The 12,572-nt window shown below is 59.7% G+C and carries 16 protein-coding genes and 1 tRNA gene; 14 read left to right on the top strand and 3 right to left on the bottom strand.

The window, feature by feature from the left end; all coding sequences use genetic code 11:
- Window positions 1-4 precede the first annotated feature (4 nt).
- The 5 genes from NT137_03820 to rpl12p all read left to right on the top strand — a co-directional run bounded on the left by NT137_03820 (window position 5) and on the right by rpl12p (window position 3,368).
- The gene (locus NT137_03820) at window positions 5-796 is read left to right on the top strand and encodes a transcription elongation factor Spt5 (GenBank protein ID MCX6652465.1); all 792 of its coding nucleotides are present in this window, start codon (window positions 5-7) and stop codon (window positions 794-796) included.
- A gap of 4 nt (window positions 797-800) precedes the next feature.
- Window positions 801-1,280: a 50S ribosomal protein L11 gene (locus tag NT137_03815; protein MCX6652464.1), complete on the top strand. Its 480-nt coding sequence runs from the start codon at window positions 801-803 to the stop codon at window positions 1,278-1,280.
- 105 nt (window positions 1,281-1,385) lie between these two features.
- A complete protein-coding gene (locus tag NT137_03810; GenBank protein ID MCX6652463.1) occupies window positions 1,386-2,024 on the top strand; it encodes a 50S ribosomal protein L1 in 639 nt (212 codons plus the stop codon).
- Window positions 2,025-2,035: 11 nt separating this feature from the next.
- Entirely contained in the window at window positions 2,036-3,037 is a 1,002-nt protein-coding gene (locus tag NT137_03805) for a 50S ribosomal protein L10 (protein ID MCX6652462.1), read from the top strand.
- 19 nt (window positions 3,038-3,056) lie between these two features.
- On the top strand, window positions 3,057-3,368 hold the full coding sequence (gene rpl12p / locus NT137_03800) for a 50S ribosomal protein P1 (GenBank protein MCX6652461.1): 312 nt from the start codon (window positions 3,057-3,059) through the stop codon (window positions 3,366-3,368).
- A 111-nt stretch (window positions 3,369-3,479) separates the two neighbouring features.
- Here rpl12p and NT137_03795 read toward each other — a convergent pair whose 3' ends face one another.
- Entirely contained in the window at window positions 3,480-4,166 is a 687-nt protein-coding gene (locus tag NT137_03795; protein ID MCX6652460.1) for a flavodoxin family protein, read from the bottom strand.
- Window positions 4,167-4,312: 146 nt separating this feature from the next.
- Window positions 4,313-4,639 carry a hypothetical protein gene (locus NT137_03790; GenBank protein ID MCX6652459.1) on the bottom strand — a complete coding sequence of 109 codons (327 nt, stop codon included), beginning with the start codon at window positions 4,637-4,639 and terminating at the stop codon, window positions 4,313-4,315.
- A gap of 288 nt (window positions 4,640-4,927) precedes the next feature.
- Between NT137_03790 and NT137_03785 the strand changes: the two genes are divergently transcribed.
- From NT137_03785 to NT137_03770, 4 genes are all read left to right on the top strand, one after another.
- The gene (locus NT137_03785; protein MCX6652458.1) at window positions 4,928-5,881 is read left to right on the top strand and encodes an NGG1p interacting factor NIF3; all 954 of its coding nucleotides are present in this window, start codon (window positions 4,928-4,930) and stop codon (window positions 5,879-5,881) included.
- Entirely contained in the window at window positions 5,878-7,056 is a 1,179-nt protein-coding gene (locus tag NT137_03780) for an AAA family ATPase (GenBank protein MCX6652457.1), read from the top strand. Before NT137_03785 ends, NT137_03780 begins: the two co-directional genes overlap by 4 nt.
- Before the next feature lie 67 nt (window positions 7,057-7,123).
- Window positions 7,124-8,311, top strand: a complete 1,188-nt coding sequence (locus tag NT137_03775; GenBank protein ID MCX6652456.1) for a glycine cleavage system protein T — start codon at window positions 7,124-7,126, stop codon at window positions 8,309-8,311.
- An 18-nt stretch (window positions 8,312-8,329) separates the two neighbouring features.
- A complete protein-coding gene (locus NT137_03770; GenBank protein ID MCX6652455.1) occupies window positions 8,330-9,394 on the top strand; it encodes a M20/M25/M40 family metallo-hydrolase in 1,065 nt (354 codons plus the stop codon).
- Here the strand turns inward: NT137_03770 and asnS are convergent.
- On the bottom strand, window positions 9,391-10,689 hold the full coding sequence (gene asnS / locus NT137_03765) for an asparagine--tRNA ligase (GenBank protein MCX6652454.1): 1,299 nt from the start codon (window positions 10,687-10,689) through the stop codon (window positions 9,391-9,393). The genes NT137_03770 and asnS overlap by 4 nt on opposite strands.
- Window positions 10,690-10,804: 115 nt before the next feature.
- Here asnS and NT137_03760 point away from each other — a divergent pair, with 115 nt between their 5' ends.
- From NT137_03760 to NT137_03740, 5 genes are all read left to right on the top strand, one after another.
- Complete coding sequence (locus NT137_03760) at window positions 10,805-11,251, top strand: N-acetyltransferase (GenBank protein ID MCX6652453.1); 447 nt, start codon at window positions 10,805-10,807, stop codon at window positions 11,249-11,251.
- 158 nt (window positions 11,252-11,409) lie between these two features.
- Entirely contained in the window at window positions 11,410-11,577 is a 168-nt protein-coding gene (locus NT137_03755) for a hypothetical protein (GenBank protein MCX6652452.1), read from the top strand.
- A gap of 107 nt (window positions 11,578-11,684) precedes the next feature.
- Window positions 11,685-11,945, top strand: a complete 261-nt coding sequence (locus NT137_03750) for an Lrp/AsnC ligand binding domain-containing protein (protein MCX6652451.1) — start codon at window positions 11,685-11,687, stop codon at window positions 11,943-11,945.
- Window positions 11,946-12,066: 121 nt separating this feature from the next.
- Window positions 12,067-12,321 carry a UPF0147 family protein gene (locus NT137_03745; protein MCX6652450.1) on the top strand — a complete coding sequence of 85 codons (255 nt, stop codon included), beginning with the start codon at window positions 12,067-12,069 and terminating at the stop codon, window positions 12,319-12,321.
- A gap of 103 nt (window positions 12,322-12,424) precedes the next feature.
- Window positions 12,425-12,496, top strand: a tRNA-Gly gene (locus NT137_03740).
- Window positions 12,497-12,572: the final 76 nt, after the last annotated feature.

The following is a 12,572-nucleotide window of genomic DNA, read 5'->3' as shown; positions in this document are numbered from 1 at the left end:
GCGCATGGTGGCTGCAGCAGGCGTGGCCGCCTGGAACATCCAGCTGAAGAGTGCTGAGTCCGTCAAGCGCAAGGTCAAGATCAAGGTCAACCTGACCATCACCGGCGTGGAAGGCGCGGCCGAATGGCAGGCCCGGATCAACGACACGGTCAAGATGATCTGGGAGAGCGGAACCTCTCCTGAGGTCGAGCTCAATCTGGAAGGCACCAAGGCCAAGGACCTGGTGTTCGAGCTCCAGGCCCCCAAGGGCGTTCGTTACGGCGAAGGTGCCAAGGCCGAAGTGGAAGCGTGCTTCCTCGGCGCCCCGACGATTTGCGACCACATGGAGTTCTCGGCCACGGCCAGGCAGTCAATGGTCGCGCTCAAGGCCTCCATCGGCCACGAGCGGCAGGTCGCTGACGACGTGGCATCCAAGGCCAAGGCCGCGGCCGCCAAGAGCGGCATCTACGCTATCCTGTCTCCGACCACACTTCGGGGCTATGTGCTCATCGAGGGCATGAACACCGACGAACTCAAGGAGACGGTGCGCGGGATCAGGCGCGCACGAGGCCTCGTGGAAGGAGAGACGAGCTTCGCCGAGATCGACCACTTCCTGACGCCGAAGCCATTGGTCTCCGGTATCATGGAAGGAGATGTCGTCGAGCTCATTGCTGGCCCATTCAAGGGCGAGAAGGCGCGTGTCAAGCAGATCGACGAGGCCAAGGAGGAGATCACCGTCGAGCTCTTCGAGGCGATGGTGCCCATCCCCGTGACGATCCGTGGGGATCATGTGCGCGTGCTAGGGAAGGAGAAGTGATTCAATGGTCGATACAATCGAAGTGCTAGTTGAAGGAGGAAAGGCCTCGCCAGGCCCGCCGCTCGGTCCCGCTCTGGGCCCCATGGGAGTGAACGTGGTCCAGGTGGTCGCGAAGATCAATGAGAAGACGAAGGGGTTCGTGGGCATGAAGGTCCCGGTCAAGGTCATCATCGACCCCAAGACGAAGACGTTCGAAATCAAGGTCGGCACCCCGCCCACCTCCGCCCTCCTGTTCAAGGAGATCGGGACGGAGAAGGGCTCAGGCACGCCGAACACCTCCAAGGCGGGGAATATCACCATCGAGCAGGCGATAAAGGTCGCCAAGATGAAGATGGACTCCCTCATGGGCAAGGACCTGAAGCATCAGGTGATGGAGGTCATCGGCGTCTGCGTCTCCTCCGGCATCACCGTGGAAGGCAAGGACCCGAAGGTCATGCAGAAGGAGATCAAGGCGGGCAAGTGGGACGCGAAGTTCGCGGCCTGAACGCCCTCCCGCTCCACAGAAAGCCTTATTAATAACAGGTGTATAGGGGGACTCCACCACTGTAGGAGAGCCACGCGCTCGATTGCACTACGGGAGGGATAACATTTGGTAGAAAAAGCGACCCTAACGGCCGTCAAGAAGGCGCTCGAGAAATCGAAGAAGCGCAACTTCGTGGAAACGGTCGACATATCCATAAATCTGAAGGACATCGATCTTTCTGTCCCCAAGAACAGAATCCAGGACGACGTCGTCCTCCCCCACGGGAGAGGAAGACAGATCAAGGTCTGCGTCATCGGCGGGAACGAAATGGTGGCCAAGGCGAAGACCGTGGCCGACCGGGTCCTGACCGCGGACGAATTGGGCAAGATCGCCGACGACAAGAAGCTGGCGAAGAAGATGGCGGCGGAGTTCGACTACTTCATCGCCGAGGCCACGCTCATGCCCACGATCGGTAAGCGCTTGGGTATCGTCCTAGCGCCCCGGGGCAAGATGCCCAAGCCCATTCAGCCCGGCGCGGACCCCAGACCGATCATCGAGACCCTGCGCAAGACCGTATCCGTGCGTTCCAAGGACCACAAGACGTTCCACGCGCCCGTCGGCACGGCGGACATGACGCCGGAGCAGATCGCGGAGAACATCGATTCCATTTTGAAGAGGCTTACGACCAAGCTGGAAAGGGGCCAGATGAACATCGGTTCCGTCTACGTGAAGACGACCATGGGCCCCTCGGAAAGAGTGATGTAGGAGGCGAGCAAATGGCGCACGTTGCAGCTTGGAAGAAAGACGTGGTGAAGGAGCTCGCCGATGCGATGAAGGCCCACAAGGTCGTGGCGATCGTGAACTTGCACGGCATCCCTTCCGCTCAGCTACAAATGATGCGACAGGGCATGCGCCCCAAGGCGGCCATCATCATGTCCCGCAACACGTTGATGAACATCGCCATCGACGAGGCGGCCAAGGAGAGGCCCGGGCTGGAGAAGCTCAAGGACCAGCTGGGCGGACAGGTGGCCATCGTGGCCACGGACGCCAACCCATTCCGGCTGTTCCAGGAGATGGAGGCGACCAAGTCCAAGGCCGCGGCGAAGGCCGGCGAACTGGCCCCCGAGGACATCGAAGTAAAGGCGGGAGACACCCCGTTCAAGCCTGGCCCCATCGTGGGACAGCTTCAGAAGGCCGGCATTCCCGCAGGCATAGAGGGCGGAAAGATCGTCATCAAGAAGGACAAGGTGCTGGTGAAGAGGGGCGACCCCATCTCAGCTGAGCTGGCGGCCATCCTCCCCAAGCTGGAGATCCTTCCCATGACGGTGGGCATGGACCTGAGGGCCGCCTTCGAGGACGGCCTAATCTACAAGAAGGACGTGCTGGACATCCCGCGGGACTACTACACGTCCCTGTTGGCGACCGCATCGCGCAACGCCATGGGCCTGGCGATGGAGATCGTCTACCTGGCGCCCGAGACCGTGGGACCGCTGATGGCCAAAGCCTATCGGCAAGCGGTCGCGCTCGGCGTGAAGGCCGCGGTGCCGACGAAAGACACTATCAAGATCCTCTTGGCAAAGGCGGAGGCGAACATGCTCGCCATCGCGTCCCAAACACCGGAAATCGGGGACGAGCGTGTGAAACAGAGGTTGTCATCGACGCCCTCTTCCCCATCCCCCGCCGCGCCGAAGAAGCAGGCGGAGGCCAAGGAGGAGAAGAAAGAGGAAAAGGTCAGCGAGGAGGATGCCGCAGCTGGCCTTGGTCAACTATTCGGATGAGACTAAGGAGGTAAGAAACATGGAATACGTATACAGCGCCCTGGTTCTTCATGCCGCTGGAAAGCAAATCAACGAGGAGTCGGTCGCCGCTGTCCTGCAGAGCGCCGGCGTAGCGCCGGATGCCACCAGGATCAAGGCCCTGACCGCTTCATTGGAGGGCATAGACATCGACGAGGCCATCGCAAGCGCCGCCGTCATGGCTGCCCCGGCCGCCGCGCCCGCCGCTGCTCCAGCCGCTGGAGAGAAGAAGGAAGCGAAGAAGGAAGAGGAGAAGAAGGAACATGTCAGCGAGGAAGAGGCCGCAGCCGGTCTCGGCGCTCTGTTCGGTTGAACTGGAAGGCATTTCGCCTCGCCTTTTCCGACCCGATCCACCGGCTTGGCTGGCATCCTACGGCCAAGGCCGCGGGTCACCTCAAACCCCTTGGGGCCTATGCCCCCGATCTCAACTTTTGCCTGCTTCATCGTGCATCTTGATGTAATCCTCTCGCGAGATCAGAGGTTCGCCGATCGAACGGAGGGTCTTGTCCGAGATCGAACCTTGCCGCACCATTTCGACTCCCGCTGCCTTCGCGGCGTCCAGTACTGAGCTCACGTCCTCCCCCTTGTCAATCTTCCTTCTCAGCACAATGGCGTGAGGGCGCAGCACGGCAGTGAGATCTGCCCCCATGGCCCTGGAGAACTTCCTCATGACACCTAGCAGCTCTTCGAACTGCTCCATCTCCCAGAAATAGCAGCTGGAGACGAGGACGATGTGCTTGAGCTGCAGCTCCTTCCTCCTACTAGGCAGCATGATGCCGCCCTCGGACCTAATCACCAGCTCCAAAAAAGGCACTAGTCTGTTCAGAAGGTTCTGCATCTCTCCTGGCATGACCGCGTAGTAGGGTATGCCGAACACCCAGACCTCCGCCTCCCGGAACTTGGGATAGAGCTCCTGCATGTCATCTTTGAAATGACACTCTCCCGGCGTTCTTCCCCAGCAAGCGAAATCTCCAGTGCACGGTCTGATCTTCAACTTCCTGGCATACAATAAGGTGACCTCCGCCCCCGCCCCCTTCATGCCTTCCAGGAGCGGGTTCAGGATGAGCGCCGTCATTCCCTTGTCCATTCTCGGGCTGCCCTGGACCGCCACTACCTTCGTCGCCTCTCACCTTCGCGGGACCTTGCCCGCCTCGAAGAGAAATAGAAATGAGTTATATTTACGACGTGGTGGGCGAAGAAAACTACCCTTTCAATCCGATGGACGCAGGGACTAGAGACTGGCCAGTATTCCAAACATCACATCTTCTCGAATACCTGGGACATCTCCTTCTCAATAAGGGTCGCGACGTCCTTGCCCAGCTTCTCCCTCATCTCCGCCGGCACGATCTGGATGCCCAGCTCGGCGACGCACTTGCCCAGCTTGATGACGGCGTAGGTCTCGCGCATCTTCGCGTCCAGGAAATCGGAGACCGCCTCCTTCATCTCCCGCTTGATCTCCGGGTTCTCGTCGATCTTCTGCCGCACGTACTTCTTTATCTCATCCTTGACCAGATCGCGCAGAGCTTCGATGACCAAGTCCTCGGTGTTCGACACGCCGATGGTGCTCTTCAGCATGTTGTCCATGACCAAGCGCTATCCCTCGCAGGCGAATCATGCGCGGGCGGCTATAACTATTTTCACATGATGAGGGTCTAGAGATACCCTCATGCAGGCTGATGGTTCGGGGGGCAATTTCGTATAGCTAAGGCATTCTCGCAGAAAAACGGGGTGCGCGATGCGCACGAAGAATGACCCCTCCTGAACCACGTGGCACTCCTTCTACGCATGTCCCCCACTTCTCATCTCGACCACCCGGGCCAGCGCTGACGTTACAGTTAAATAATCACATCCTTTTCTTTCGCTAGATCACGGATGAAGCTCATCGATGTCTACAGGACCGCCATCAAGCTTGGCCGGGAGGCGGACGTCCGCAGCGCCAAGGAGATCGAAACGGAACTGAAAAGGGAGAGGGAGAAGCACGAGAAACTGGATGCCAAAGGCAAGAAGCGCTTCGACGCCGACCGTCTCTGGAACCCCTACGCCGATTCGCGTCTTCTGTACGGGGATCCGGGAACGGAGGTCAAGGAGATGTTATGGGGCATCGATGTGACCTCGGCGGAGATCGTGCTGGCGGACCGCCTGCGCGAGCGCGGCCGCAACGTGGATGCGGTCATGGGCCACCACCCTACTGGCTTGGCAAGGTCCACCTTCCCTGAGGTCATGCATGCCATGGAGCACATGATGGAGGATTTCGGCGTCCCGATCAACGTGGCTGAGGACGTCATCGCGCCCCGCATCAAGGAGGTGCAGAGAGGCGTGCACCCGGCCAACTTCAACCAGGCGGTGGACGCCTGCCGCCTTCTGGACGTTCCGTTCATGTGCCTTCACTCCCCCTGCGACATGCTGGGACAGAGGTTCGTGCAGAAGCTCACGGAAAAGAAAAGGCCGGAGCGGGTATGCGATGTCATCGATCTACTATCGGAGATACCGGAGTACGATATGGCCATGAAGCTGAACAACCATCCTGAGGTGGTCGTGGGGGATAGAGGCCGAAAAGCGGGCAAGATCATGGTGAAGTTCGCCGGCGGGACCGCGGGACCGAAGGAGATGTACGACTCGCTTTCCAAGGCGGGGGTAGGAACCTTCGTCTGCATGCACATGCCCGAGAATCACCTGGAGGAGGCGAGGAAGGCGCATATCAATGTGATAGTCGCTGGACATATGGCTTCCGATTCCGTGGGCATCAATCTCATGGCGGACAGTATGGAGGAGAAGGGAGTGAACATCACGCCTTTCTCGGGCTTGCTGAGGTACGAGAGGAAATGAGCAGAGGTCAGTACCAGGAAAGGAGCGTCCGGGTGCTCAAGGACCCGGCCAAGCTGTCGTTCGACTTCGTGCCAGATAAGCTGGTGCATCGGGAGCAGCAGCTCTCCGGGCTGTGGATGCTCTTCCGCCCGGTGCTGGAGCAAGGCACGTCCCAGACCGCTTTCCTCATCGGTTCCGTGGGAACGGGCAAGACGGCCACCTCCAAGCGTTTCTGCCTGGACTTCATCAAGGAGGCCCATGACAAAGAGCGGGCGGTGGATTTCGTCATCGTCAACTGCCGGCAGCGGAACTCGGAGAGCAGCGTTCTGCTCAGGCTGGTCACGCATTTCGATGATCACTTCCCGGACCGTGGCTTCTCCTCGGCGGAGATGCTGCGCTCCCTGCGCAAGCACATCGAGAAGCGCAAGCTGCATCTGATCGTGGTGCTGGACGAGGCGGACGTGCTGCTGCGGAAAGGGGCCGGAGATCTCATCTACCATCTCTCGCGCTTCGACGAGGAGAAGGTAGGTGGCCGGGCATCGCTCTCCCTCATCCTCGTGTCGCAGAAGTACGTGCTGGACTTGCTCGACCCCGCCTCCTCGTCGACCTTCAAGCGGGCGAACGCCATCACCTTCGACAGATATGATGCCAAGGAGCTGGCGGACATCGTCAGCGACCGTGCCGCTCTGGCCCTCTTCCCTGATGCCATCGACAAGGGGCCGATCGAGCTCATCGGCGACATCGCCTCTGAGTTCGGAGACGCGAGGTTCGCCATCGAGCTGCTGGAGAAGGCCTCCATGCTGGCGGAGGAGGAGAGCGTCAGCAAGGTGAACGCGGAGCACGTACGGGCGGCGAAAGCGCTCACTTACTCCGTCGTCACCGAAAGCAAGATCGAGGAGTTGGACAAGCAGCGCAAGATCGTGCTCCTGTCCATCACCAGGGCCATCAAGGACCAGGCATACGTGACCACCGGGGACGTGGAGAGGGTGTACAAGGTGGCTGCCGAGGAGTACGGCGAGAAGGCGCGCGCGCACACGCAGTTCTGGGCTTACATACAGGACATCGCCAACGCGGGGCTGATCTCGACAAGAGTGGTGGGGGACGCGAGCGGCGGCGGGAGGACCACTTACATCTCGCTGCCCGACATCCCCTCCAAGGTTCTGCGGGAGAAGCTGGAACAGCTGCTGGGCGCGTGAAACCGACCCGGTTACAAATGCCCAAAGGATATAACCGGGGCCAGCAATCCTTGGGGTGGTCGGAATCATGAAGCGGACCCCCCTCTATGATGCGCATGTCGGCCTAGGAGCAAGGATCGTTCCCTTCGGAGGCTGGGACATGCCGTTGCAGTACACCTCCATCATCGACGAGCACGTGGCTGTCCGCAAAGCGGCCGGCATGTTCGACGTCTCGCACATGGGCGACCTGATCATCCGGGGAAAGGGGGCGAAGGAGCTCATCCGCAGGCTGCTCACCAACGATATCGACGATATGCCAGTGGGCAAGGCCATGTACGGCCACCTGCTGGACGAGGACGGCATCATCATCGACGACCTCATCGTCTGTCACTGGATCCAGGATGAGTATCTCATGGTGCCCAATGCGGCCACCACCCAGAAGGTGCTCGCCTGGGTAAGGTCCAAAGCGGACGGACAGGAGATAATCGACGTCTCCGACAGGCTGGCCTGCATCGCTGTTCAGGGACCGAAGGCCATCGATGTTCTGGAGAACCTCACCTTCCACGACCTGAGCAAGATGAAGCATTTCACCGGCGCCTTTGTGGATGTCTTCGCCGAAGGGGCGGATGCCAGAGGATTGGTAGAAGGCTTCCAGCAATCCGGTTTCTTGTGCGACACCATCGTCAGGCAATGTCGACCAGGGACCAAGGGAACGGTGGGCGACTACAGCGAGCTGTGCTACATCTCCCGCACCGGCTACACGGGGGAGGACGGCTTCGAGGTCCTGGTCGAAAGCTCATCCGCCGTGCCCCTATGGAATATATTGCTCCGGGTAGGAGAGCAGCACGGCCTGAAGCCTGCGGGCTTGGGAGCGAGGGACACCCTCAGATTGGAGATGGGCTACCTTCTTTCCGGCACCGATTTCTACGGCGGCCAGACCTCGATGCAGACCGGCCCCCTTTGGGTGATCAAGTTCGGGCACGAGTTCATTGGCAAAGCGCAACTGCTAGAGCAGAAGGAGGCGGACGACTACCCTCGCCTGGTGTGCCTGGAGATGCTGGACCGGGGCATCCCCCGTCACGGCTATGAGCTTATGCACGAGGATGATACGGTCGGCCATATCACCAGTGGCACGCTCTCGCCATGTTTGAAGAAGGGCATCGCCATGGGGTATGTGAGGCCGCCCTACCACCAGCTGGGCACGGAGGTGGAAGTGGTCATCCGGGACGATCGGCATGTGGCCAGGGTCACGTCCGCGCCCTTCATCAAGAAATGACGGTTCGAGCTGAGGAACATGGAAAAGAGGCCATCCGGTTCAGTGGTGGACACGCTGCGCGCGCTCCTGGAGCTGCCCAGCCACTCGCATCACGACCGGGCCGAGATCGCGGGGTTCGCCATCAATTGGCTCGAGGATTTGGGCCTCGACGTGGGTCTGCATGGCGAGAGGAGCCTACCGGCCATCTGCGCTACGAACGGCGAAGGGGGAGCGATCTTCTCCGGCCATCTGGACACCGTGCCCATCGGCAACAAGTGGACGCGGGAACAGGGCGAGGTCGAAGGCGGCCGCATCTATGGCCGCGGATCGGCGGATATGAAGGGAGCGGTGGCGGCGATGCTGCACGCTTCCGAGGCACTGGTGCGCGATGACGTCCCATTCTCGATCTTCCTCACCACCGACGAGGAGGACAAGATGACCGGTGCTCGAGCTCTTTCCGAGCTGGACCTCCTCTGGGAATCGAAAGGCATGATCATTGGCGAGCCGACCGATCTGCTGCCCGCGTACAAAGAGAAGGGCATCTCCCGTTTTCGGCTCATCACTCATGGCACTGCCGCGCATGCCAGCCAACCCTGGCTAGGCGACAATGCCATCACCAAGATGAGTCGGGTGCTGGAGAAGCTTTCCCAGCTGCCTCATATCCCGGAGATCCAGGCGGAGGATCTCACCTTGTGCGTCTCCATAATCAAAGGCGGGACGAAGAGCAATGTCGTTCCTGACCACTGCGACGTGGAGATCGATGCCCGATTCCCCACTCCTCTGACCTATCGCAAGGTAAGGACCATCATCATGGACCAGCTCATGGGCGAGAACTACGACATCCAGATGCTCTATGAGCTGGAGGCGTACGAGGCGGACCCGGAATGCGAGATCGCCCTGACCATGAAGGAGCTGACCGGAGCGGACCTGATCGTTGTGCCATATGCCACTGAAGCCCCAGTCTACGCAGCGCAGAACCCCAACATCATCGTCTGCGGCCCGGGGGGAATGAACATGGCCCACGCGGACGATGAGTACGTGGAGCGTTTCAAGCTGGAGCGGGCCACCGAGGTCTACGTGGAGCTCGCCAGGCATCTGGCCTAGGGGTACACCCTGGCCACGGTGCGCGGGAACGGTATCGCATCGCGGATGTGCTCAAGCTTGCACACCCAGCGCACCACCCTTTCGATTCCCAGCCCGAAACCAGAATGCGGCACGGAGCCGAAGCGCCTCAGGTCCAGATACCATTCGTAAGTGCTCAGGGGAACGCTCTGGCATTCCAGGCGGGAGATCAGGTTGGCAAGTTCGGTCTCGCGCTCGCTGCCTCCGATGATCTCACCGTAGCCCTCGGGAGCGAGCATGTCCGCGCATTTGACCGTGGCTGGATCGTCCGGGTCCTCCTTCATGTAGAAGGCCTTGCACTCCTTGGGGAAGTTGGTCACGAACACCGGCAACTTCTCTTCCGTTGTCACGGCGCGTTCCTCCACCGCTCCCAGATCGCATCCGAAGGAGAGGTCGAAGCCTTGCCCCCTGAGCAAGTCGATGACCTGAGAATAGCGCAGGCGCTTGAACGGGGGACGGACCTCTTTCAGCGTGTCTGGGTCCCGACCAAGCAGCTTCAGCTCCTCTCTGCGCTCGCTGAGAGCCTTCTCCACCATGGCGCATACGAGCTGCTCTTGGATCTCCATGTTGCCGGCGTTGTCCACCCAGGCCTCCTCCAGCTCCAGATGCCAGTACTCCGTCAGGTGCCTGGTGGTGCGGGACTTCTCCGCCCGGAAGGAAGGGGTCAGGGAATACACCCTGTCCAGGGAGAAGATGAGCGCTTCCAGATACATCTGCGCGCTCTGGCTCAGATATGCTTCGCGATCGAAGTACTTCAGTTTGAAGAGCGTCACCCCGCCCTCGCAGGCGTTCTGGGTGAGGATCGGAGGAGTGACCTCGGTGAAGCCGTTCTGCTTCAGCCACTCCCGGGCACCATCGATGATCGAGGCCTTCACCTTCATGACCGCGTTCTGCTCCCGCGAGCGGATCCACAAATGCCGGTTGTCTAGCAGCAGCTCCTCGCTCTGGTACTCGGTGATGGGGAACGGTTTCGCCGTGCCGACGATGATGAAGGAGGAAGCCCGGACCTCCTTTCCGCCGGGGGCGCGCTTGTCCTCGGCCACTTTGCCCGTGACGATGACAGAGGATTCGATGAGGGCGGCCTTGGCCCCTTCCAGCTCTGCGTCCGGAAGGATACCTTTCTTGGCCGTCACCTGTATGATGCCTGTGGAATCGCGCACCACCGCGAAGACGATGGCGCCCGAGCTCCGAGTACGATAGATCCAACCGCGGATGACGACCTCGTCCCCCGGGATGGAAGAGGAGAGCACCTGGCCGATGGTCATTGGCAGCGTCATCCCTCGCACCAACTACTTCCGGCTATCTTTTCCTTTCGGTGGTGTTGCTCCGGCGGAGTTGCTGGCTCACCAGCACATAGCTTAATGAAAACGCAGGTCGGTTCTGGGAGCCGTGATGTTCCGCGAAGGCGACGTCAAGGACCTGCAGGACCTCATGCGAATAGAGCAGGAGTGCTTCGGCAAGCAGGGGTTCAGCCGTCGATTGGTGGAGGTCCTGCTGCTGGAGGAGGACGTGAGCACGATCGTGGTTGAGAATATGGAGGAGATTGTCGCCTACTCCATGCTCTTCGAGGAGGAGAAGAACTGGAGCACGCGCATCATCTCCATCGCGGTGATGCCGGAGCAACGAGGAAAAGGCGTCGCCAAGGCCTTGCTTCAACGCATGGAACTTCTTTCAAGGAAGAAACAAGCCAAGAAGATGACCCTGGAGGTGGGGATGGTCAACGTCCCGGCCATCAACCTCTACCTGAACTTCGGCTTCAAGATCGAGGGGAACGTTCCGGACTACTATGGCCAAGGAAAGGATGCCTTCTACCTCGAGAAGCGCCTGGTGCCTTCGTAATCGAGGATGAGTAGGGAACCCGTCCTAGCGCCTGGTTTTTCTCATATCTGGCTAGGTTTCTGGGGCACCTCCGCGTCTTGACGAATCATTAAATACTGAACCGTGTATTCGCCGGTTGTCTACAACCTTCGCGGGGACATGGCTAAAGGTGATGATGGATGGAAGAGACCCTATGCAACGTTGAATTCCTGAAGAACAATAACACATACATCGCCCGCGTCCAGAGCGACCTGGGCGGTCTCCGGGAATACCGCAGTTCCAGCTTCGAAGAGGTGCTGGAACAAGTCATCATCGATCTGCAAGAGGAATTCGAGACCGCCGTGTGATCGGTCGGCGAACATCGTAGCGAAGGTTGCGTCGCCTGGCCCAATCGGTCTAGGCATGAGGCTCCGGGAACCACGGGACCTCATCGCGATGAAATGGAGGGATTCGAGTGCAAGACAACGAGAAACTGGAATATGAGGAGGTCATCTCCACCTACTACGGCGATGATCAGGTAACGGCGCTCGTCAACCTCAAGGTGGACACCAAGGACGCAGAACGCATCGCGGAGAGGATATCAGGCTATCTAATGGTCGAGGATGTGTTCTTGGTGACCGGCGACACGGACATCGTGGCGAAGGTCAAGGTTCAAAACTACAATCAATTGAAGAGATTCTTGGTGTCGATGATCTCTCCAGCATCCCCGGCGTGAAGGACAGCAAGACGCTGATGGTCGTCTCCACCTTCAAGGAGAGGGGCGACCTGAAGTTCGAGCCGGAAGGCTCCAAGGAGAACGGGAAGTAACACGGTCATATGACCGATCAGGTGAGATCATGGATTCGGATTCGAGGTTGAGGCAGATCATCGAGGTGCTGGACCAGCTGGCCGAAGATACCTCGGTGCCCAGGAACATCAGACGTGGCGCCACCTCAGCGAAGGAGCGCTTGCTGCAGACGAAAGAGGCCATGGACGTCAGGGCCGCCAGCGCGATATTCATCCTCGATGACCTGGCCAACGACCCTAACATTCCCTTGCACGGACGGACGTTGATCTGGAACATCATCAGTCAGCTGGAAACCATAAAGTGATCCTCTTGGCGGGCATCATGGCCTGCCTTTCAGCCCTCCCCTTTCCAACCACGCCAGCAAGAAAAGTTTATCAACGCGCGGGGGATTAGCTCAAGGCGCTCAAGCGGCTGTGGTCTAGTGGTTATGACCGGAGCTTCCCAAGCTTCTAACTCGGGTTCGAATCCCGGCAGCCGCACTCTCCCTGCCCCGGTGTCATCCTGGCGCGATGTCCGAATGCTGGTTCATCTTTGATTGGGTTCTTCACCGATTTC

This window comes from Methanomassiliicoccales archaeon (genome assembly GCA_026394375.1).
In the GTDB taxonomy this organism is placed as follows: domain Archaea; phylum Thermoplasmatota; class Thermoplasmata; order Methanomassiliicoccales; family UBA472; genus JAJRAL01.
The sequence above is the reverse complement of the archived record's forward strand: the minus strand, read 5'-3'. Positions and strand labels throughout refer to the sequence as shown.